This window comes from Microbispora sp. H10670, assembly GCF_014161385.1.
GTDB classification, from domain to species: Bacteria; Actinomycetota; Actinomycetes; order Streptosporangiales; family Streptosporangiaceae; genus Microbispora; species Microbispora triticiradicis.
Genome location: NZ_JABBWW010000018.1, coordinates 139,260 through 160,462 on the forward strand (window position 1 = coordinate 139,260; position 21,203 = coordinate 160,462).

Annotated in this window: 18 protein-coding genes; 9 read left to right on the top strand and 9 right to left on the bottom strand. The window is 72.9% G+C overall.

What is annotated here, in order from left to right; genetic code table 11:
• Positions 1–3 precede the first annotated feature (3 nt).
• Both HHX33_RS23835 and HHX33_RS23840 read right to left on the bottom strand, forming a co-directional pair.
• Complete coding sequence (locus tag HHX33_RS23835) at positions 4–1,260, bottom strand: class I SAM-dependent methyltransferase (protein ID WP_182876570.1); 1,257 nt, start codon at positions 1,258–1,260, stop codon at positions 4–6.
• 29 nt (positions 1,261–1,289) lie between these two features.
• Positions 1,290–2,660, bottom strand: a complete 1,371-nt coding sequence (locus HHX33_RS23840; protein ID WP_111697932.1) for an FAD-binding oxidoreductase — start codon at positions 2,658–2,660, stop codon at positions 1,290–1,292.
• A gap of 276 nt (positions 2,661–2,936) precedes the next feature.
• Here HHX33_RS23840 and HHX33_RS23845 point away from each other — a divergent pair, with 276 nt between their 5' ends.
• A complete protein-coding gene (locus HHX33_RS23845) occupies positions 2,937–4,055 on the top strand; it encodes a CaiB/BaiF CoA transferase family protein (protein WP_182876571.1) in 1,119 nt (372 codons plus the stop codon).
• Between the two features lie 80 nt (positions 4,056–4,135).
• Here HHX33_RS23845 and HHX33_RS23850 read toward each other — a convergent pair whose 3' ends face one another.
• Positions 4,136–4,645, bottom strand: coding sequence for a GyrI-like domain-containing protein (locus tag HHX33_RS23850; protein WP_111697930.1), 510 nt, complete (start codon positions 4,643–4,645; stop codon positions 4,136–4,138).
• Positions 4,646–4,749: 104 nt separating this feature from the next.
• Here HHX33_RS23850 and HHX33_RS23855 point away from each other — a divergent pair, with 104 nt between their 5' ends.
• From HHX33_RS23855 to HHX33_RS23875, 5 genes are all read left to right on the top strand, one after another.
• Positions 4,750–6,189, top strand: a complete 1,440-nt coding sequence (locus HHX33_RS23855) for a GuaB1 family IMP dehydrogenase-related protein (RefSeq protein WP_182876572.1) — start codon at positions 4,750–4,752, stop codon at positions 6,187–6,189.
• Positions 6,190–6,273: 84 nt separating this feature from the next.
• Entirely contained in the window at positions 6,274–6,984 is a 711-nt protein-coding gene (locus tag HHX33_RS23860; protein ID WP_220502134.1) for a YrzE family protein, read from the top strand.
• Positions 6,985–7,191: 207 nt separating this feature from the next.
• Positions 7,192–7,566: an FKBP-type peptidyl-prolyl cis-trans isomerase gene (locus HHX33_RS23865; protein ID WP_138462609.1), complete on the top strand. Its 375-nt coding sequence runs from the start codon at positions 7,192–7,194 to the stop codon at positions 7,564–7,566.
• A 301-nt stretch (positions 7,567–7,867) separates the two neighbouring features.
• A complete protein-coding gene (locus HHX33_RS37360; protein WP_182876573.1) occupies positions 7,868–9,472 on the top strand; it encodes a glycosyltransferase family 39 protein in 1,605 nt (534 codons plus the stop codon).
• 74 nt (positions 9,473–9,546) lie between these two features.
• On the top strand, positions 9,547–11,109 hold the full coding sequence (locus tag HHX33_RS23875; protein ID WP_182876574.1) for an ATP-dependent DNA ligase: 1,563 nt from the start codon (positions 9,547–9,549) through the stop codon (positions 11,107–11,109).
• An 8-nt stretch (positions 11,110–11,117) separates the two neighbouring features.
• Here HHX33_RS23875 and HHX33_RS23880 read toward each other — a convergent pair whose 3' ends face one another.
• Positions 11,118–11,642, bottom strand: a complete 525-nt coding sequence (locus HHX33_RS23880) for a DUF1707 and DUF4870 domain-containing protein (RefSeq protein WP_244302322.1) — start codon at positions 11,640–11,642, stop codon at positions 11,118–11,120.
• 224 nt (positions 11,643–11,866) lie between these two features.
• On the opposite strand from HHX33_RS23880, the gene HHX33_RS23885 reads away from it, so the two are divergent.
• The gene (locus HHX33_RS23885; protein WP_138462612.1) at positions 11,867–12,217 is read left to right on the top strand and encodes a hypothetical protein; all 351 of its coding nucleotides are present in this window, start codon (positions 11,867–11,869) and stop codon (positions 12,215–12,217) included.
• Here the strand turns inward: HHX33_RS23885 and HHX33_RS23890 are convergent.
• On the bottom strand, positions 12,196–13,287 hold the full coding sequence (locus HHX33_RS23890) for a DUF4192 domain-containing protein (RefSeq protein ID WP_182876575.1): 1,092 nt from the start codon (positions 13,285–13,287) through the stop codon (positions 12,196–12,198). The genes HHX33_RS23885 and HHX33_RS23890 overlap by 22 nt on opposite strands.
• Positions 13,288–13,505: 218 nt before the next feature.
• Between HHX33_RS23890 and HHX33_RS23895 the strand changes: the two genes are divergently transcribed.
• Positions 13,506–15,098 carry an ABC-F family ATP-binding cassette domain-containing protein gene (locus HHX33_RS23895; RefSeq protein WP_182876576.1) on the top strand — a complete coding sequence of 531 codons (1,593 nt, stop codon included), beginning with the start codon at positions 13,506–13,508 and terminating at the stop codon, positions 15,096–15,098.
• On the opposite strand, the gene HHX33_RS23900 is transcribed toward HHX33_RS23895, so the two are convergent.
• The gene (locus HHX33_RS23900) at positions 15,071–15,907 is read right to left on the bottom strand and encodes an EI24 domain-containing protein (RefSeq protein ID WP_182876577.1); all 837 of its coding nucleotides are present in this window, start codon (positions 15,905–15,907) and stop codon (positions 15,071–15,073) included. The genes HHX33_RS23895 and HHX33_RS23900 overlap by 28 nt on opposite strands.
• A gap of 10 nt (positions 15,908–15,917) precedes the next feature.
• The gene (locus HHX33_RS23905; RefSeq protein ID WP_111697921.1) at positions 15,918–16,505 is read right to left on the bottom strand and encodes a Maf family protein; all 588 of its coding nucleotides are present in this window, start codon (positions 16,503–16,505) and stop codon (positions 15,918–15,920) included.
• 62 nt (positions 16,506–16,567) lie between these two features.
• On the opposite strand from HHX33_RS23905, the gene HHX33_RS23910 reads away from it, so the two are divergent.
• Positions 16,568–18,433 carry a CASTOR/POLLUX-related putative ion channel gene (locus tag HHX33_RS23910; RefSeq protein WP_182876578.1) on the top strand — a complete coding sequence of 622 codons (1,866 nt, stop codon included), beginning with the start codon at positions 16,568–16,570 and terminating at the stop codon, positions 18,431–18,433.
• 19 nt (positions 18,434–18,452) lie between these two features.
• On the opposite strand, the gene HHX33_RS23915 is transcribed toward HHX33_RS23910, so the two are convergent.
• On the bottom strand, positions 18,453–19,118 hold the full coding sequence (locus HHX33_RS23915) for a response regulator transcription factor (RefSeq protein WP_182876607.1): 666 nt from the start codon (positions 19,116–19,118) through the stop codon (positions 18,453–18,455).
• On the bottom strand, positions 19,118–21,091 hold the full coding sequence (locus HHX33_RS23920) for a sensor histidine kinase (protein ID WP_182876579.1): 1,974 nt from the start codon (positions 21,089–21,091) through the stop codon (positions 19,118–19,120). The genes HHX33_RS23915 and HHX33_RS23920 overlap by 1 nt, the downstream gene beginning before the upstream one ends.
• Positions 21,092–21,203 lie beyond the last annotated feature (112 nt).

Sequence of the window (21,203 nt, forward strand, 5' to 3'; positions counted from 1 at the left end):
CCGTCACGGCCAGTCGAGGGACGGGCGCAGCGGCACGTGCGACCGTCCCTCGTCGAGCCGGACGCCGAGCACCTGGTGGAGCTGCACCTTGTTGCGCTCGAACCCGACCACGCACCCGGCCATGTAGAGCCGCCAGACCCGGGCGGTGCCCTGTCCGACCTCCTCCACGGCCTCGTCCCAGTGCTCGTCGAGGTTCTTGCACCACTCGCGCAGGGTCAGCGCGTAGTGCTCGCGCAGGTTCTCCTCGTGCCGGACCTCGTAGCCGATGTCCTCCATCTGGCGGATCAGGTGGCCGACCGACTCGAGCTCGCCGTCGGGGAAGACGTAGCGGTTGATGAAACCACCCTTGTTCAGGGTCTTCTCCGTGCTGGTCGGGCGGGTGATGCAGTGGTTGAGGAGGCGCCCGCCCGGCTTGAGCTTGCCGTAGAGGAAGGAGAAGTACGACGGCAGGTTGTCCTTGCCGATGTGCTCGGTCAGGCCGATCGAGCTGACCCGGTCGAACCCGGTCTCGGCGACGTCGCGGTAGTCCATGAACCGGACCTCGGCGAGCTCCGACAGCCCGGCCTCGGCGATGGCCTTCTGCGCGTACTCGGCCTGCTGCCGCGACAGCGTGACGCCGAGGCCCTTGACGCCGTACTCCTTGGCCGCGTGCATGACCATGCCGCCCCAGCCGCAGCCGACGTCGAGCAGCCGCATTCCGGGCTTGAGGTCCAGCTTCTTGGCGACCAGGTCGAACTTGGTGTGCTGCGCCTCCTCCAGCGTCGCGTCCGGCCGGGGGAAGACCGCGCAGGTGTACGCCATGGAGGGGCCGAGCACCCACTCGTAGAACCGGTTGGAGACGTCGTAGTGGTGGTGGATCACCTCGGCGTCACGCTGCTTGGCGTGCCGGCTGCCCAGCTTCGCCAGCGTGCTCTGCCGCGCCTCCTGCGGCGGCGGCGGCACGCGCATCAGCAGCGGCTTGAGCCCGAGCGAGCGGGCCGCGGCGATCTTCTCGCCGAGCGGCAGGTCGTTGAGCGTCAGCGACCACATCCGGTCGAGCAGGGTGTACATGTCACCGTGCACGTCCATGTGCCCCGCGATGTACGCGCGGGCGAGACCGAGCTCCCCCGGCGCCTGCGCGAGGTAGGCCACCGCCGCCGGCGTCTTCACCTCGATGCGGATGTCCGCACCCGGGGATCCCGCCTTGCTGCCGTCGTAGGCGACGAACTCGACGCCCGCGTCAGGACCGACGATCTTCTCGAAGATCTCCGCAAGAGCCATTAAACCTCTCCCGACGTATCGACGCCCACCTACCTGGCCCTGACGCACTTGTCGTACAGGTCCAGCAGCCGGCCGCCCGGGTCGTAGGCGCTCTTGACCGGCCAGTAGGCGTCCCCGTTGTAGAGCCGCCAGAACTCCTCACGACCGTAGAAGGAGGTGGAGTACAGCGACTTGTGGCCGTCGAGCGCGTGCACGGCGCGCTCGATCAGCCGGTTGTGATACCCGTCGTACTGGCCCCGCGGCAGCGGCACCATCCCCCAGAAGCCGAAGTTCACGTACAGGCGGCCGGGTTCGAGGGGATAGAGCGACCACTCGCCGGTCGCCTTGAGCGGGCACATCCACACCGGGGTCATGCCGACCTCGCGGTGGAAGACCTCCAGGAACTCCGCGCCCCGCTCGACCGGGACCTCGACGTCCTGGATCACCGACTCGTGCACGGGGTTGTTCCGCCAGCGGTCGATCCTGGCCGTCAGCCCGTACCTCTGGTCGAGGCCGACGAGCCTGCGGTAGACGTCCGAGCGCATCCACCGGCGCGGCAGGAGCGAGCGGACCAGCGGCTGCTGCACCCCGAAGGCGCGCGAGCACCAGAACCAGTCGGTGTCCCAGCGCCACAGGTAGTCGCGGACGGTGAGCCAGTCGCGGGCGCGGCTGCGGATCGACTGGTAGTAGATCCGCATGCCGGTGTAGTCGGAGGTGTAGGGCGCCCGGTCGGAGAACGACCCGACGGTGACGTACAGCTCGTCGGGACTGAAGAACGTGCCGTCGACGAAGTCGATCGGCTCGCCGTCGTGCTCCCGGCTCTCGCAGATTTCCTGCATGGCGAGCATGCACTTGTCGGCGTCGTTGAAGCGGATGTGGGTCAGCTTGACGTACGGCTTCACCCGGGCCAGCTTGATGCGGATGCGCAGGGCGTAGCCGAGCGTGCCGTAGGAGTTGGGGAAGGCCCGGAACAGGTCCGCGTGCTCGTTGTCGGCCCGGGCCACCAGAATCCGCCCGTCGCCGGTGAGGATCTCCAGTTCCTCGACCGACTCGTGCGGCAGGCCGTCCCGGAAGCTGCTCGACTCGATGCCGAGACCGGTGACCGCGCCGCCGAGCGTGATCGTCTTCAGCTGCGGCACCACGTACGGCATGAGCCCGTGCGGCAGCGTGGCGTCCACCAGGTTCTCGTACGTCGTCATGCCCTGGACCTCGGCCGTCATGGTCACCGGGTCGACGTGGATGACCTGGTCCAGGTCACGGGCCGACAGCGACGCCGTCTTGGCCGGGGCCCGGAAGCGGAACAGGTTCGTCGTGGCCTTGGCCAGCCGAGGAGCGGCGTCTTCGGGGATGGCGGCGTAGGAGTCCCTGATCTGCTCGACGGCCTTTATATGGGCGGTCATACTGGCCGTGCGCTCTGGCATGACACCACCCCCATGGATCGTAGTGATCGCCTCTTGGCACGCTATCCCCGGACGGGGACGCAGACCAGAGTAGACACGTTACGCCCGCGAAAACTATCGAGTAGTCTCGCGACACCCCGTCGGCACAGATCGTATCCTTCCCGTGTTCTTCGCCTCGCGCGCCCCTGCCGTAACTGTGGAAACCGTCACGACCTGGGCCGACGAGTGTGTTCCACTGGGCTTCACTGGGCTTCACTGGGCTTCACTGGGCTTCCACCGGGCGGTGAGGAGGAACGCATGGAGAGGTCACGGGGGCCGCTGGCGGGGATCCGGGTGCTGGAGCTGGCCGGGCTCGCGCCGGGGCCGTTCGCCGGGATGATGCTCGCCGACCACGGCGCCGAGGTGCTGCGCGTCGACCGGGTGGCCGCGGTGGGCGACGAGCCCCGGCGGGAGGTGATGGACCGCGGCAAGCGGACGATCGGCCTCGACCTGAAGTCACCCGAGGGGGTGGCCGCGTTCCGGCGGCTGGCGGAGCGGGCCGACGTGGTGATCGAGGTGTTCCGCCCTGGCGTCGCCGAGCGGCTCGGCATCGGGCCGGACGACCTGCACGCCGTCAACGAGCGGCTCGTGTACGGCCGGATGACCGGCTGGGGCCAGGACGGCCCGCTCGCCCACACCGCCGGGCACGACATCGACTACATCGCGATCGCGGGCGTGCTGTCGATGCTGGGCCGCGCGGGGGACAAGCCCACCCCGCCCATCAACATCCTCGGCGACTTCGCCGGCGGCGGGCTCATGCTCGCGTACGGCGTGCTGCTGGCCCTGATCGAGCGGGAGCGGACCGGCCGCGGCCGGGTGGTGGACGCCGCGATGGTCGACGGCGCGGCGCTGCTGTTCTCCATGTTCCACGGCGCGGTGCACGGCGGCCACTGGGGTCCGCGCGGCACCAACCTCCTCGACACCGGCGCCCCCATGTACGACACGTACGAGACGGCCGACGGCGGGTTCCTCGCCGTGGGCGCGCTGGAGCCGCGGTTCTGGGCGGAGATGCTCGACCGCATGGGCGTCGCCGACCTGCCCGCCCGCGACGACCGGGCCAACTGGCCGGTCATCCGCGAACGGCTGGCCGAGGCGTTCCGGTCCCGTACGCGGGCCGAGTGGGAGGCGGTCTTCGAGGGCTCCGACGCCTGCGTGGTCCCGGTGCTCGACCCGCGCGAGGCCGCCGGGCACCCGCACAACCGGGCGCGCGGCACGTTCGTGGAGGTCGGCGGCGTGCCGCAGGCGGCGCCCGCGCCGCGGCTGGCCGGCGCCGGGCACGGTGACCTGTCCCCCGCCACCCGGCTGCACGACCTGAGCGCCTGGGGGCTGTCCGGCGACGAGGCGGAGGCCCTGCGCGCCGCCGGCGTGCTGGCCTGATCACGTGGACCGGCCAGGTCGCGGATCGGCTGCGGGCCTACACGAAGGCCAACACCGGCGAGCCGGATCAGGCCGGATGATCAGGCAGGCGCGGCCTGAGCCTGCGCCGGGGGCCCGGAGGGTTCGCCGAAGGACGGCAGGGTCGCGACGTAGAGGTCGGCTCCGTCGGGGTGGTGGATCTCCAGGTCGGTGGTGAAGGCGCGGGCGGGGGTCGCGCCCGACTCCGTGTGCTTCCACACCTGCTGCCAGGCGTCGATCAGCGCTCCGGGCATGGGTCCCCGCGCCTCGGCCAGCAGCGAGGGCACGCCGGGCACCCGTACGGCGACCATGCCCTCCGGCAGTCGCGCGGCCGTGCGCACCGCCACGCCGACGATCTGGGTGTAGGCGCCGTTGTGGTCGCTCTCGTAGTCCGTCAGCACGGCGTACAGGTTCTCGTCGACCCGGCCCGGCACATGGGCGAACGCCCCCGGCGCTCCGGCGCGGGCCCACAGGGCCGGCAGCCGGGCGAGGGCGGGGTCCGCCTCCGCCGCGTTGGTCGTCCGTACGACGTAGCCGACGACAAGCGTCTCCGGACGGTCAACGATGATCACTTGTGCTCCTCTCAGGCGAGGTCAATGTATCCCGTGTGCGGGTCTGCTCTCATCGGCGGGCGGGAATGCCGGAAATGACCGCTCACAACGTAGGCTGGACAAACGTGCGATTCCTCAACGATGTGACGCCGCCCTACGATCTCACGTACAGCGATGTCTTCATGGTGCCGTCCCGTTCCGCGATCGGGTCCCGCCTGGCCGTCGACCTGTCCACGGTCGACGGGACCGGCACCACGATCCCCGTCGTCGTCGCCAACATGACGGCCGTCGCGGGCCGCCGGATGGCCGAGACGATCGCCCGGCGCGGCGGCCTCGCCGTCATCCCCCAGGACATCCCGATCGAGGTCGTGGCCGACGTCGTCGACTGGGTCAAGAACCGCGACCTGGTCCACGACACGCCGATCGCCCTCACCCCGCACGACACCGTCGGAGAGGCGCTGACCCTGCTGCCCAAGCGGGCCCACGGCGCGGTCATCGTGGTCGACTGGGAGAACCGCCCGGTCGGCGTGGTGACCGAGGCCGACTGTCACGGCGTCGACATGTTCACCCAGCTCTCCCAGGTGATGAGCCCCTCGCCGCAGACGCTGCCGCGCGGGATCGACCCGCAGGCGGCGTTCGAGGCGCTGCACGGGGGCCGCCACCGGCTCGCCCCCGTCGTGGACGAGGACGGCCGGCTCGTCGGGATCCTCACCCGCACCGGGGCGCTGCGCTCCACCCTCTACCAGCCCGCCGTCGACGCCCGGAACCGGCTGCGGATCGCGGCCGCGGTCGGGGTGAACGGCGACGTGGCCGCCAAGTCCAAGGAACTGCTCGACGCCGGCGTCGACGTGCTGGTGGTCGACACCGCGCACGGCCACCAGGAGAAGATGATCGGCGCGCTGCGGGCCGTACGCGCGCTCGACCCCGCCGTGCCGGTCGCCGCGGGCAACGTCGTCACCGCCGAGGGCGTACGCGACCTGGTCGAGGCCGGGGCCGACATCGTGAAGGTCGGGGTGGGCCCGGGCGCCATGTGCACGACCCGGATGATGACCGGCGTCGGGCGCCCGCAGTTCTCCGCCGTCATGGAGTGCTCGGCCGAGGCCCGCCGCCTCGGGCGGCACGTCTGGGCCGACGGCGGCGTGCGTCACCCCCGCGACGTCGCACTCGCTCTCGCGGCGGGCGCCGCCAACGTCATGATCGGCTCGTGGTTCGCCGGCACGTACGAGTCCCCCGGCGACACCCGCACCGCCGCCGACGGCCGCAAGTACAAGGAGAACTACGGCATGGCCTCCGCCCGCGCCGTACGGCTGCGCACCGCCGAGGACACGCCGTTCGAGCGGGCCCGCAAGGCGTTGTTCGAGGAGGGCATCTCGACCTCCCGGATGTACCTCGACCCCGCGCGGCCGAGCGTGGAGGACCAGATCGACGCCATCGTGGCCGGCCTCCGGTCCTCCTGCACCTACGCGGGCGCCACCACGCTGGAGGAGTTCCACGAGCGTGCGGTGATCGGCGTGCAGAGCGCCTCGGGCTACAGCGAGGGCATGCCGCTGCACCAGAGCTGGTGACCCCACCGATTCCCGGCAGGAATATCGGGCTCTCTCGGGGTAGTGCGTTCCTCGTACCGGCCGCACTATCCCGCGGAGGCGCTCATGGAGTACTCACCGGCCGCAGAGCCGGCCAGTCCGGCGGTCGACAGACGGCTGCTGGTCAGCTACGACAACTACGCCGCGGCGCAACGCGCCGTCGACACGCTGTCCGACGCCGGTTTCCCGGTGGAGAACAGCGCGATCATCGGCAGCGACCTGCGCCTGGAGGAGACCGTCACCGGGCGGCTCACCAACGGCAGGGCCGCGCTGACGGGCCTTATCAGCGGCGCGGTCTTCGGGCTCATCGTCGGCATGTTCCTCGGGCTGTTCACCTCGACCACGACCTCGTTCTTCGGGCTGGTGCTGTGGTCGATCCTGTGGGGGGCCGTCGCGGGCGCCGCCTTCGGCTTCGTCGGCCACGCCTTCACCGGCGGGACGCGCGACTTCTCCTCCCGGAGCTCGATCGTCGCCGGGCGCTACGACGTGCTGGTGGCCTCGGCCATGCTGGACCAGGCCCAGGCCCTGCTGCAGGGCGGGGTTCGGCCGGCCGACACCGTCGTCCTCCAGCGGCCGCCGTCCGCCGGGCCCGCCACGCCGCCCGTGACCACGCCCGTGACGCCGCCCTCGCCGGTCTCCGGCGACACCGCCCCGCAGGCGGACCTCCGTACGGACGCGGAGCGCGCGGACGCCCGCGACGAGGACGCCCGTGACGAGCAGGTGCGCGACGAGCAGGCGCATGACGAGGCCGGGCTGTCGAGGGGCCGCCGCATGTGACGCCCGCCCGCGCTCTCAGGCACAAACGACGGCGCCTTCCCCGCCCGGTGCGGGGAAGGCGCCGTCGCGTCGGCCGTCGCGTCGGCCGTCGCGTCGGCCGTCGTGTCGGCCGTCGTGTCGGCCGCAGTCGCGAGATCGGCGAGCGGGCCTGCCGGTAGAGTCGTCAGCCGGCCGGAACGTCCGGCACGGACAGAACAGGAGACCCACGTGGCACTGGAGAAGCCCGAGATCGACTTCCCCGAGGGCGAGCCGCCCGCCGACCTGGAGATCGCCGATCTCGTGGAGGGGACCGGCCCGGAGGCCAGGCCGGGGCAGAACGTGACCGTGCACTACGTCGGGGTGGCGTTCTCCACCGGCGAGGAGTTCGACGCCTCCTGGAACCGCGGGCAGCCGTTCCAGTTCCCCCTCGGCGGCGGCCGGGTCATCGCCGGCTGGGACCGCGGCGTGGCGGGCATGAAGGTCGGCGGCCGCCGGCGGCTGACGATCCCCCCGCACCTGGGGTACGGCAACCGCGGCGCGGGCGCCGTCATCAAGCCGGGCGAGACGCTCATCTTCGTCGTCGACCTGCTCGGGGTCGGCTGACCCCTCCCCCGCCGCCCTGTCACGCGTGCCCCCGGGACGTCCGGGCGTCCTGGGCCGGCGTCCCGGGTTCAGGGGCCGGGGATCGGGGGTCCGGTGCGAGCCCGGTGCGGGCCTGATGCGGGCCCGGTACTGCGGGATGGACGCCGTCCGGCGGAGCCTATGAGGTCCCGGCCGCGTCGTGGATGATGGCCGCATGGACGGCGTCCCCCCTCACGACGGCCCCTCTCACGGCGTCCCCCCTCACGACGGCCCCTCTCACGGCGGTCCCCTTCACGGCGGTCCCTCTCATGACGGTCACCGCGTGGCCGAGCAGGAGAGCGCCGCCGCGGGCGGCCCGGCGAGTGCCGTGCCTCCTGTCCGGCCGCACCCCGTCCGGCCGCCCTCTGCCCGGCCGCCCTCTGCCCGGCCGCCCTCTGCCCGGCTGCCCTCTGCCCGGCTGCCTTCCATCGGGCTGCCCCGGGCGGTGATCGCGCTCGCCGGCGCGGTCGTGGCCGTGCTGCTCGCGGTGAGCCCCTGGTACGGCTACCACCGCGACGAACTGTACTTCCGCATGCTGGGCGAACGCCCCCGGCTCGGATACTTCGACACTCCGCCGCTCACCCCGATGATCGCCCGGCTGTCGACGGCGGTCTTCGGGGACACCGTCGTCGCGCTCCGGATCGTCCCCGCCCTGTGCGCCGGGACGCTGGTTCTGCTCGCCGCACTGATCGCCCGGGAGCTGAGCACCCGGGAGTTGAGCACCCGGGATCTCGACGCGGGCCGGGCCGCGCAGGTCCTCGCCGCGGCCGGCACGGCGGGCGCGGTGCTGCCCCTGATCGCGGGGCACTCGCTGCTGACCCTCACTCCCGATCTCGTGCTGTGGCTCGCGGTCACGCTGTGCCTGCTCCGGGTGCTGCTGCGGGGCGACGGCCGTTACTGGCTCTGGACGGGCCTGCTGGCCGGGATCGCGTCCTACAACCGCGACCTCATCGTGCTGCTGCTCGCCTGCGCCGGGCTGGGCCTCCTCGTCACCGGTCCGCGCGAGGTGCTGCGGGACAGGCGCCTGTGGCTCGGGGCACTCCTGGCCCTGGCGATCGCCTCGCCCAACCTGGTCTACCAGGTCACCCATGACTGGCCGCAACTGCAGATGGCCGAGGCTCTGCGCGCCGACGAGGGAGCGGACAACCGCATCGCCTTCGTCCCCCTGCAGATCCTGCTGCTGGGTCCCCCGCAGGCGGTGGTGTGCGTGGCGGGCTGGCTGCGGCTCTGGCGGGACCGGCGGGTCCGCTCGCTCGCCCTGGCCTACCCCGTGGCCTGCGCGCTGGTCCTGCTCTCGGGGGGCCGCCCCGACTACACCGGCGCCTTCCTGCTCTACCTGTTCGCGGCCGGGTGCGTGACGGCCGCCGGATGGCGGAGGCGGACCGTGCTGGTCGTGGCGCTGGCGGCCAACGCCGTGGTCGCGGTGGTCCTGGCGCTGCCGGTCGTCCCGGCCGCGTCGCTCGCGGGGACGCCGGTCGCGGCGATCAACGAGGTCGCCCGCGAGTCGGTGGGCATGCGGGACCTGGCGGCGCAGGTCGGACAGGTGGTGGGCACGCTGCCCGCCGATGAGCGGGCGGGGGCGGTGCTGCTCGCCGGGAACTACGGCGAGGCCGGCGCGCTGCGCCGCTGGGCGGGCGACTTCGGCCTGCCCGCCGTCTACAGCGGCCACAACGAGCTGTGGTGGTGGGGCCCGCCGCCGGAGGGGACCCGGGTGGCGGTCTCCGTCGGCTATCCGCCCGGCCGTCTCCGCACGGTCTTCGCCGACTGCTCCGTCGCGGGCACGGTGACCGGGATGCCGGGCGAGGAGCAGGGCGTGCCGATCACGGTCTGCCGCGATCCCCTCCGGCCCTGGCGCGATCTGTGGCCGCTCGCGCGCCACTACAGCTGACGGCGACACTGCATCTGACGGCGACTCGCCCCCCTGCCTGGGCAGGTGCCCATCCGGTAAGGCAGGATTACGTTGTGTTGCTGATCGACCTTGCCCGGACGTCCGCGGCCGTGGCGGCGGACTCGGCGCGGCTGGCCAAGATCAGGCACCTGGCCGAGCTGCTCGGCAGGGTGGGCCCGGACGAGGCCGAGATCGCCATCGCCTACCTGTCGGGGGAACTGCCGCAGCGTCAGATCGGCGTGGGCTGGCGGAGCCTTTCCGACCTCCCCGAGCCGCGCCAGATCGCCACGGCGACCCTCGGCCAGGTCGACGCGCTACTCGAACGCATCAAGGCCCAGACGGGGACGGGTTCGCAGGCCGCGCGCCGGGAGTTGCTCGGTCAGCTGTTCGGCGCCGTGACACGGCAGGAGCAGTCGTTCCTGCACCGGCTGCTGACGGGCGAGCTACGCCAGGGGGCGCTCGACGGCGTGATGATCGAGGCGATCGCCAGGGCGGCGGACGTGCCCTCCGCCGAGGTGCGCCGGGCCCTGACCCTGCGCGGCTCGCTGCCCGCCGTCGGCGCGGCGGCGCTGCGCGGCGGGGTGGCGGAGCTCAAGGCGTTCCATCTGGAGGTCGGGCGGGCCGTCGCGCCGATGCTCGCGCAGAGCGCGGCCAGCGTGACCGCCGCGCTGGAGAAGGCCGGCGCTCCCGCCGCGGTCGAGTGGAAGCTCGACGGCGTTCGGGTCCAGGCCCACCGGTCGGGCGACGACGTCGCCGTCTTCACCCGTACGCTCGACGACATCACCGGTCAGGTGCCTGAGCTGGTGGAGGCGGTGCTGGGCCTGCCGGGCACCGACCTGGTCCTGGACGGCGAGGTCCTGGCGTTGCGCCCCGACGGCCGTCCCGAGCCGTTCCAGGTCACCTCGGGCCGGGTGGCCAGCAGGACCGGCGTCGCGTCGCTGCGGGAGACCGTGCCGCTGACCGTCTTCTTCTTCGACGCCCTGCGGGTGGGCGGGGCCGACCTGCTCGACCTGCCCGACCAGGAGCGGCACGCCGCGCTGGAGACGGCGGTGCCGGCCGGGTTGATCACCCCGCGCCTGGTCACCGCGGACGCCGAGGAGGCCGAGGCCTTCTTCGGCGACGCGGTACGCCGCGGGCACGAGGGCGTCGTCGTGAAGTCGCTGGGCACGCCGTACGCCGCGGGCAGGCGGGGGGCGGGCTGGATCAAGGTGAAGCCCCGGCACACCCTGGATCTGGTCGTGCTGGCCGCCGAGTGGGGCAGCGGACGACGCCGGGGCTGGCTGTCGAACCTGCACCTCGGCGCCTACGACCCGGAGACGGGCGGCTTCGTGATGCTCGGCAAGACGTTCAAGGGCCTCACCGACGAACTGCTGACCTGGCAGACCGAGCAGTTCCTGCGGATCGCGGAGAGCCCTGCGGACGGCCCTGCCGATGGCCCTGCCGAGAGCCCTGGGGACGGCCACGTCGTCACGCTCACGCCCACGCTGGTCGTGGAGATCGCCTTCGACGGAGTGCAACGGTCCAGCCGCTACCCCGGGGGCATGGCGCTGCGGTTCGCCCGGGTGCTGCGCTACCGCCCGGACAAGCGGCCGGAGGAGGCCGACACCGTCGCCACCGTCCGCGCGATCATGCCCTAGCCGCCCGCCTACTTGACGAGGCGGACCGTCAGGGGATAGCGGAACTCGGTGTCGGCGATGGCCGACACCCCGCCGACGACGGACAGGACCAGCCCGAGGACCCAGACCACCGGCACCAGCACGACCCCGATGACGGTGAACGGCAGCAGGACGGTCGCGCCGAGCACGGTGAGGTGGAAGTTGAGCGCCTCCACCGCGTGCCGCCTGATGTAGGGGGACGTGCGGCCCGCCGTCACCATCATCAGCAGCGGGCCGATGACGAAGAAGCCCGCCAGCGCGAACAGGTGCGAGGCCGCCGCTCCGGCCCGGTCGCCCCCCTCCAGGGCGGAGGCGCGGCCGGTGTACGCGGGCGGCCGGGGCACGTACGCCGGCCGGGCGCCGTACAGGTCGTTCATGATCGGCGCGAGGTCGGCGTGGGTGCGGGCGGTCATCGCCCGGTCCAGCCGCTCGTCCATCTCGTGCTTGTCGAGCCTGCCCTCGGCGTAGGCCGCCTTGACGTGCTCGACCACCTGCTCACGGTCCTGGTTCGTCACGCGCAACTGAGGGTGCGGCATCGGGGCCGGGCGGCCCTGCCACGGTGGTGTCGCTGTCGCGGGCATCACAAACATCGCCTTCCGTCGACGGCCTGCTCGGCTTGTCTCAAGTCTGCCTCCATCCTGCTCCGGAGAGGCGGCCCCGGCATCAGGGACATCCCCGACATGGCCCCGAGACCGTTCCCTTAACGCCATCGTGATCTGCGACGCGGTATACAAGCACTATGAGATGGCGAGATCGTTACGGGCTCCGGCGGCGGCGCGGCCTCCGCGTGGCCAAGTTCGACCGCGAGGCGACCGACGCCGACATCGAGGCGCTCATCGAGTTCGCCAAGACCCGCCGTGGCGTGGAGTTCTACGTCGAGCCCGAGACCTTCGCCACCGACACCACGGCGGTGGCCGTGGCCCACGACGGGGAGTGGACCCGCCGCCGCGTCGGGTCGCCCGCCGTCATCGCCAAGGTCGCCAGAGATCTCGCCCTGCCGGTCTACGACGTGCAGCTCACCGGGTATCCCGCGCGGATGCGCGCCTACAACGAGCGCCGTCGTCAGGCTCAGGACAGCGACCCGGTCTGAGCCGGGGCCAGCAGCGCGCGCAGCGGCGCGAGCCAGACCGCTCTCGGGGCGCCCATCTCGTCGTCGAGTTCCTCGGGAGTGGGCATGCGGTCGCGGAGCATGGCGGGGGACATCATGTGTGTCAGCGCCTGCCGCAGCAGGAGCGCCATCGAGTAGCCCGGATCGGCGTCGAGGGCCCGCTCCAGCGCCATGCCGGCCAGCGCGCACTCCCCCCGCTGCCACGCGGCCGCCGCCAGCAGCGAGGCCGCGGGAGCGGCGTGGCCCGGCTCCAGCCGCCGGGTGAGGTCACGCCACAACGCCAGATGCGCGTCCCGGTCGTCGATCAGCGCCCACGCCTCGTCCCGCACCCGGACCACGGCGAGGTCCAGCCCGAGCCGCGCGGCCTCCTCGTCGCCCAGCCTGCCCCCCGAGGCGTACAGGCCGATCGCGGCGCGCACCCGCTCCAGCGCGTCGCCGACGAACCGCGCGGCCTCCTCATCCAGGTCCGTCGCCGCCTCGCTCTCCGCCGCAGTCGCCGCATCGAGGGCCGCGAGGCGCGTGCGCAGGGCCGCCGTGACGCGGAGCGTGGCCTGCCGCATCCGCGTCCCGCCGGACGGCTGGACGGAGCGGCGCAGGCTGCCCCGGTCGGGCAGCGCGACCAGCCCGTGCATCACGGCCGTGGCCGCCACCCGGCTGCCGCCGGTGTCGTACGGCGTGCCCTCCGCGGGGCAGCAGGCCGCGCCCGTGCAGGAGTAGGACCAGTAGCGCCCGCCCTCGGCGCGCAGGCTCTCCGTCACCCGGATGTCCCCGGCCCGCAGGAGCCGGGTCACCTCGTCGACGACGGGGGTCACGAGGGCGCCCGGGCCGTACCCGACGAGGAACGCGGAGGTCACCGCCTCACGGCGGAGCAGCGGGACCAGCCGGTCGATGTCCCGGGGATCGGCCGGGAGGTCCCACCGCGTCGTCAGCCGCACCTCCGGGCCGGTGGACCCGGTCACCACGAGGCTGTCGGACGGGTGGAAACCGACGAGGTAGGGCACGGCGGAGAGGATGTCCGCCGGGGTCGAGAGCACGAGCTTCGGAGTCGTCATGGCGGACAGCCTCTCCGGACCGTCGCGCCCCCAAGACGGCCGAAGCGCGTTCTGGGGACAGCCGTCCCCTGTGGACAACCCGGCAGCCGGAAAACCGTTGGCACCGGGCCGGGCACTCGGCCTACGCTCGGCGCCATGTCTCTGCCCCGGATCTCTTAGCTCGGACACCCGCTTCCACGCCACCCGTGTGTCCTCGAGTTTCTCCGGAGCGTCAACAAATGATCACCCTTCGCGGTGTCGACGTGCGCGTCGGCGCCCGTCTCCTGCTGTCGGACGTCAGCGCCCACGTCGCCCCCGGCGACCGCGTCGGCCTGGTCGGCCGCAACGGCGCGGGCAAGACCACCCTGCTGAAGACCCTGGCCGGCGAACTGCAGCCGGTCGCGGGCACCATCACCCGGACCGGGGAGGTCGGCTATCTCCCGCAGGATCCCGCGACCGCCGATCCGTCCCTCTCCGTCGCCGCCCGCATCCTGTCGGCCCGCGGCCTCGACGAGGCCGAGCGCGCGCTGCGCGCCGCCGGGGCGGCCCTGGCCGACCCCGCCGACCAGAAGCGGGCGATGCGGCGGTACGTCCGGGCCGAGGCGGAGTTCGAGGCCCGCGGCGGATACGCCGCGCAGGCCGAGGCCGCCCGCATCGCCGCCGGGCTCGGCCTGCCCGACCGGGTCATGACCCAGCCGGTCGGCACCCTGTCCGGCGGGCAGCGCCGCCGCGTCGAACTCGCCCGCACCCTGTTCGCCGGGCAGGGCACGCTGCTGCTCGACGAGCCCACCAACCACCTGGACGCCGACTCCGTGGCCTGGCTGCGGTCGTTCCTCGCGAGCCGGACCGGCGGGCTGGTCCTGATCAGCCATGACACCGCGCTGCTCGACGACACCGTGAACAGGATCTGGCGCCTCGACGCCGACCGGGCCGCGCTGGAGGTGCACAACACCGGCTGGCGCACCTATCTGGCCGACCGTGACGCCGCCGAGCGCGGGCGCGCCCGGCAGCGGGCGGTCGCAGAACGCAAGGCCGCCGCGCTGCACGCCCAGGCCGACAGGATGCGCGCCGGCAAGTCGACGGCCGTGCGGGCCAAGGAGATGGCGCGCCGGGCCGACCGCATGCTGGCCGCGGTGGAGCCGGTCCGCCGCGCCGAGAAGGTCGCCCGCATCCGGCTGCCCGAGCCCGCCCCCTGCGGCCGCACCCCGCTCGGCGCGATCAGCCTGGCCAAGGCGTACGGCGACCTGCGGGTGCTGACCGGCGTGGACCTGGCCGTGGACCGGGGCAGCCGGCTCGTCGTGCTCGGTCTCAACGGCGCGGGCAAGACCACGCTGCTGAAAATCCTGGCCGGGCGGGAGCGCCCCGACTCAGGCCGCGTGGTGCACGGGCCCGGTCTGCGGCTGGGCTACTTCGCGCAGGAGCACGACACCCTCGACCCGGCGCGCACCGTCGCCCAGAACCTCGCCGCCGCCGCGCCGCACCTGGGCGACGGCGAGGTGCGCCGGATCCTCGGCTCGTTCCTGTTCGCGGGGGACGACGCGGGTAAGCCCGCGGGCGTGCTGTCCGGCGGCGAGAAGACCCGTCTGGCGCTCGCCACCCTGGTCAGCTCGCAGGCCAACGTGCTGCTGCTCGACGAGCCCACCAACAACCTCGACCCGGCGTCACGGGACGAGGTGCTGGCGGCGGTCGCCTCCTACCAGGGCGCCGTCGTGATGGTGACCCACGACGAGAAGGCCGTGGAGGCCCTGCGTCCCGACCGCGTCCTGCTGCTGCCCGACGGGGCCGAGGACATGTGGAACGCCGGCTACGCCGGTCTCGTGTCCCTGGCCTGACCTCCCGGCACCCGACCTCCTGATGCCTGGTCTTCCGGTGCGGGCGCCGGCGCGAGCCGGAGGCGGACGAGCATGGCGGCGCCGGCGACGGCGCCCGGCATCGCGACCACGCTCACGAGCGGCACCATGAACGAGAGGAAGAGCGGCACGCCGAACCCGAGCGTGACCGGCAGGTTCGCGCGGAGCAGGGCGAAGCGCTCCTTGCGCCGCAGGCCCCGCCGCTCCATGGCGAGGGCGGTCAGCTCGACCGTGAGGAAGAACCCGGAGACGAACGCGCCGACCACGGGCACCACGGTCTGGCCCACGACCGGCACGAACCCGAGCACGAACAGCGGCACCGTGAACAGCAGGACGTACCACAGCGTCACGAGGCTGTCGCGGACCGACCGGAACAGCGACGACCAGAAGGGCAGGTCGCCCCCAGGAAGCCCGCCCAGGTCCTCCTCGACCTTCTCCGAGAGCTTCTCGTAGAACGGGTCGCCGATCACGAGGGTGACGGCGGTGAACGTCAGCACGGAGAGCGCGAGCCCCACCACGAAGATCATGAAGCCGACCAGCGCGCGGAACGTGTCCCGCCAGCCCCAGTCGTCGGCGAACGGCGTCACCCAGGCCGCGACATCGGTGGCGTGCGTGCCCAGCCACACCAGCGCCACGATGTAGAGCGCGAGCGCGATCAGGGCCGGGATCAGCCCGAACAACCACCAGCCGGGATGCCGGGCCACCCATCCGAGCCCACGGAAGCAGAAGCCGATCCCCTCGGCGAAACCGCCGACGCCACGCCGCCCGGCGGGCCGCTCGTTGCCACTCATGGCGGGCAGGCTAGCGCCAAAGGCTCGTCACCGGCACGCCGAGATCGGCGAGCAGGCGGCGGATCAGCGGAAGCGAGATGCCGAGCACGTTGCCGTGGTCGCCCTCGATGCCCTCCACGAACCAGCCGCCCAGTCCGTCGAGGGTGAACGCCCCCGCCACCCGCAGCGGCTCACCGCTCGCGACGTACGTGCCGATCTCCTCGTCCGACGGCGTGCCGAACCGCACCACGGTCGCGGCCACCTCGGACCGCGTGCGTCCCGCGGCCACGTCCTTGACGCAGTGGCCGGTCAGCAGCCGGCCGGTCCTGCCCCGCATCATGTGCCAGCGGCGCACCGCCTCCTCCGGCGTCCCCGGCTTGCCGTACGCGACGCCGTCGAGTTCGAGCACCGAGTCGCAGCCGATCACGATGCCGTCGCCGAGGGTCAGCGACACCGCGACGGCCTTGGCCACGGCCAGCTTCAGGCAGAGCTCCTCGGGAGTGGCGGCCGTGATCGCGTCCTCGTCGACCCCGCTGACGATGACCTTCGGGTCCAGTCCGGCCGCCCTCAGCACACCGAGGCGGGCGGGCGAGGCCGAGGCGAGCACCAGTTCCGTCACACGACGAAGCCTAGTCGCTTCTACTATGTCTGACGTTTACCGATCACATGCGGGGGATGCCGGTGTCAAAAGCCACGGTCAAAGAGCGTGCGCGCTACTGGTTCGACAACACCATGTCCAAGGGCACGACCGCCCTCATCGGCTGGCTGGCCCTGGTGTCGCTGGCGCTCATCGTGGTGGTCAGCGCGCTGACGATGTGGCTCGTCCCCGACGAGGCACTCCGGCACGACGGCTGGCCCGGGGTGCTGTGGCTGTCGCTCATGCACGCCCTCAGCCCGGGCAAGATCGCCGGAGACGCCGGCACCGCGCCCTTCCTCGCGATCATGCTGGGCGCGTCCCTCGGCGGCATCTTCATCGTGAGCATCCTCGTGGGCGTGCTCTCCGCCGGTCTACGCGGCAAGATCGAGGAGCTGCGCAAGGGCCGCTCCCGCGTCATCGAGAGCGGCCACACCGTCATCCTCGGCTGGTCCGAGCAGCTCTACACGATCGTCTCCGAACTCACGAAGGCGCACGCCAGCCAGCACGGCTCGGTCATCGCGATCCTGGCCGACAGGGACAAGCCGGCCATGGAGGACGCGATCCGGGCCCGGGTGGGCGACACGGGCAGGACGCGCCTGGTGTGCCGCACCGGCCGGCCCACCGAGCCGGCCGACCTCGACCTGCTGAGCCTGAGCACCGCGCGAACGATCGTGGTGCTGTCCCCCGAGACGGAAGACCCGGACGCGCACGTCATCAAGACCCTGCTCGCGCTGGCCAAGCGGGCGGGCGAGCATCCTCCGGTGGTCGCCGCCATCGCCTCCTCTCGGAACATGGCCGCCGCCCGGCTGGCCGGAGGGCCCGGCGTCCACCTGGTCGACAGCGACGACATCGCCGCGCGGCTGATCGTGCAGTCGTCCCGGCAGTCCGGCGTGTCCGTCGTCTGCATGGATCTGCTGAACTTCGACGGCGGTGAGATCTACCTGCGCCGCGATCCCGCCCTCGCCGGCAGGTCGTACGGCCAGGCCCTCGACGCGTACGCGACCGCGACCGTCCTCGGCCTGCGCGCGCCCGGCGGTGTGGTGCTCAACCCGCCGCCGGACACGGTGATCGGGACGTCCGACGAGATCATCGTGCTCGCCCAGGACGACTCGCTCATCCGCCTGGCGAACGGAACGGCTCCCGCGGACGAACGGCACATCGTCCCCGCGACGGCCCCGGAGCCGGCCCCCGAGCGGACCCTGATGCTCGGCTGGAACGGCCGGGCCGAGCGGATCATCCGCTACCTGGACGGCTACGTGACCCGCGGGTCGGTGCTCGACGTCGCCGGCGACCATCCGGACGCCGGCGCCGGCCTGGCGGACCTGCGCAACCTCACGGTGAACGTCAAGGAGTGCGACGGCACCGACAGGTACGCCCTGGAGTCCCTCGGCGTCGGTGTCTACCAGCACGTCATCGTGCTCTCCGACGACCGGTACGATCCCCGCCACGCCGACAACCGGACGCTGATGACGCTGCTGCAGCTGCGGGACATGCAGGCGACCCTCGGGGAGAAGTACTCGATCGTGAGCGAGATGCACGACGAGAACAACCGGGCGCTCGCCGAGGTCACCGAGGCCGACGACATCGTGATCAGCGACACCGTCATCGGCCTGCTGCTCGCTCAGCTCGCCGAGAGCCCGCACCTCGCCGAGGTCTTCGGCTACCTCTTCGACGCCGCGGGCTCGGAGGTCTATCCCCGGCCCGTGGAGGACTACGTGACGACCGGCCGGCCCGTCGCCTTCCGCACGATCGTGGAGTCGGCCCTGCGCCGTGGCGAGACCGCGATCGGCTACCGCGTGGCGGCGAAGTCCGGGGAGCCGCCCCACTACGGCGTCGTGCTCAACCCGGACCGGTCCCGGGCGGTGACGTTCACCCCGGGTGACTCCGTGATCGTCCTCGCCGAATGCTGAGCCCGGCCGTCCCCACCGCTCACTCGCCGAGGCCCGCGCGGCGGGCGCGCACCACGGCCTGCGCCCGGTCGGCCACCTGGAGCTTGGCGAAGACGGACGTCAGGTGGTTCTTCACGGTCTTCTGGCTGAGGAACAGGGCGCGGGCGATCTCCGCGTTCGACTTGCCGGACGCGAGCAGGTCGAGAACACCGCGTTCCCTGGCGGTCAGCTCGGGGAAGGGCGTGACGTCCGGGCCGGACGCCAGGAACCTGCGGATGCGCCGGGCCACGGCGGGGCCGTACACGGCCTCCCCCCGGGCGACGGACCGCACGGCGGCGATGAACTCCGCCCCGCCCGTGCCCTTCAGGACGTAGCCGCGCGCGCCCGCCCGCAGGGCGGCGAACACCGACGCGTCGTCCTCGCTCATCGTCAGCACGAGCACGCCGAGGGCGGGCTCGCGGTCGATCAGCCGGCGGGTGGCCTCGATCCCCGAGGTGCCCGGCATCACCAGGTCCATCACGACCACGTCGGGGCGCAGCGACAGGGCGAGGGCGACGGCCTCCTCGCCGTCCCCGGCTTCGCCCACCACCTCGGCGCCGCCGACCTGTTCCAGCAGCGTCCGCAGGCCGTGCCGCAGCAGCGGGTGGTCGTCCACCAGCAGGACGCGTATCGGCTCGGCGGTCTCCGGATCGGCCTCGGAGTTCATCACAGCGGCAGCACCGCCTCCACTGTCGTGCCCGCCCCGGAGGCGGACGTCCTGCGCAGCACGCCGCCGAGTTCCACGGCGCGCTCCCTCATGCTGCCCGACCCCACGCCCTCGACGAGCGGTTCGGGCAGCCCCCGGCCGTCGTCACGGACCCGCAGGAGCAGCCCGCCCCGCTCGATCCGCGCGACGATCTCGATGGTCCGGGCCTGCGCGTGCCGCAGTGCGTTGGCCAGCGCCTCCTGGGCGATGCGGTAGGCCGCCACCTCGACGGCGGCCCGCAGCTCGGGAAGCGGCTCCGGCACCCGGACCCTGACCGCGGGGCCGCCCTGCGCGGTCTCCTCCGTCTCCAGGGCCAGGTCCTCCAGGGCTCCGGCCAGCCCGAGCTCGTCGAGCGCCGGCGGGCGCAGGTCGTGGACGATCCTCCGCACGTCCCCGACGAGCCCCCGGACGAGCTGCCCGACCTCCGCCAGCGACGACCGCACGGCCGGCGACACCCCCGCGGCGGTGGCCTCTATCACGTCGAGCCGTACGCCGATGGCGGCGAGGCCGGGCCCGAGACCGTCGTGGAGGTCACGGCGGAGCCTGCGCCGTTCCTCCTCCCTGGCGATGACCAGCCGCTCCCGCGACGCCTGCACCTCCCTGGCGAGCCGAACGGCCGCGAGGGCGACCGCGAGCTGGCGGGCGAGGTCGTCGAGCACCGCCAGGTCCGCCGCCGACAGGGCCTCGCCCGGCGACCGGGGAGCCGCGCGCAGCTCCCCCTCCACGCGTCCGCCCACCACGAGCGGCAGCCGTACGCCGTCGCCGGGCACACCGCCCTCCGCGCAGACCGGTGTGCCGTCGGCGGCGAGCACGGCGACCGCGGGCAGCCGCAGGGTGTGCGCCACGGTCTCCGCCGCACGTTCGAGCAGCCGCGTCGGGTCGGCCGACGACTCGAGGCGCTGGCCGAGCAGGGACAACGCGGCCGCGGGGTCGCCCCGGTTGCCGAACAGCAGACGGCCGACGGCCCGCTGCGCGGCGTCCCGAGCAGGTGCGAACGCCACCGCGACGACGGCGGTGGCGGCCAGCGGCTCGACCACCCCGGTCCCGGCCCGCAGGAGCGTGCCGATCGTGGCCACGGTGACCAGGTAAGCCCCCAGCAGCGTGACCGTGACCAGCGCGTACACGACGGTGCGCCGGATCAGCACCTCGATGTCGAACAACCGGTAGCGGAAGATCGAGACCGCCGTGGCCGCGGGGAACAGCGGCAGTGCCACGGCCAGCAGCCACACGCCCACGGGGGGATCCGGCGGCAGCAGCGTGTCGGCGGCCACCGCGAGCCCCACCGCGACGACGGCCGCGAACACCGGCAGGAGACGTCGCCTGTCGTCGGATCGGGTGACCCGTGTGGCCAGCGCCGCCATCCCCGACGCGGCCAGCCCGAGCGCCACCACGCCGAACGCGACCTCCGCCGCGGGCTTCGTGGGGACGAACCCGAACGAGCTGGGCACCTCCCGCCCCCAGACCCAGATGCGGTCCCGGAGCATGAGCATGACCTGGAGCACCGCCATCCCGGCGACGGCCGCGACCAGGACCGGTCGCCAGCGCGGCGACGGCAGCCGTCCGTCGGGCAGCAGCATGGGCAGCAGCAGGAGCGGCCCGAAGCCGGTGAAGAACACCCAGTTCGTCACCCACGCGGCTGCCAGGGCGCCGGGCAGCCCGTGCGGCTGGGCGTACGCGGCGTATCCCCCGGAAAGTGCCTGGAGGGCCAGCCCGGCGCCACTGAGACAGAACAGCCGGCCGACGGGATGCCGCCGCCACCGCGAGAGGATCAGCACGCCCACCGCCGGGCAGGTCAGGCCGGCGACCGCGTCGAGCACCAGATAGGTGGTGTCCGGCGCGGGCGCGGCCGCGGTCAGCGCGACGCCGGCGACGACGGCCGCCCCGCACAGGACAGGAATCGCCCAGAGCCCTCGGGGCCACGCACCGCTTCGCATCAGGACATCATTGGACATTATGCGCACGGAGGGGAATGGGACCCGGGTCCCGTCCCATCCGGGACCCCGCCCAGGTCCGTCGCACGGGACGGAACGGGACCTCACCCTCAGG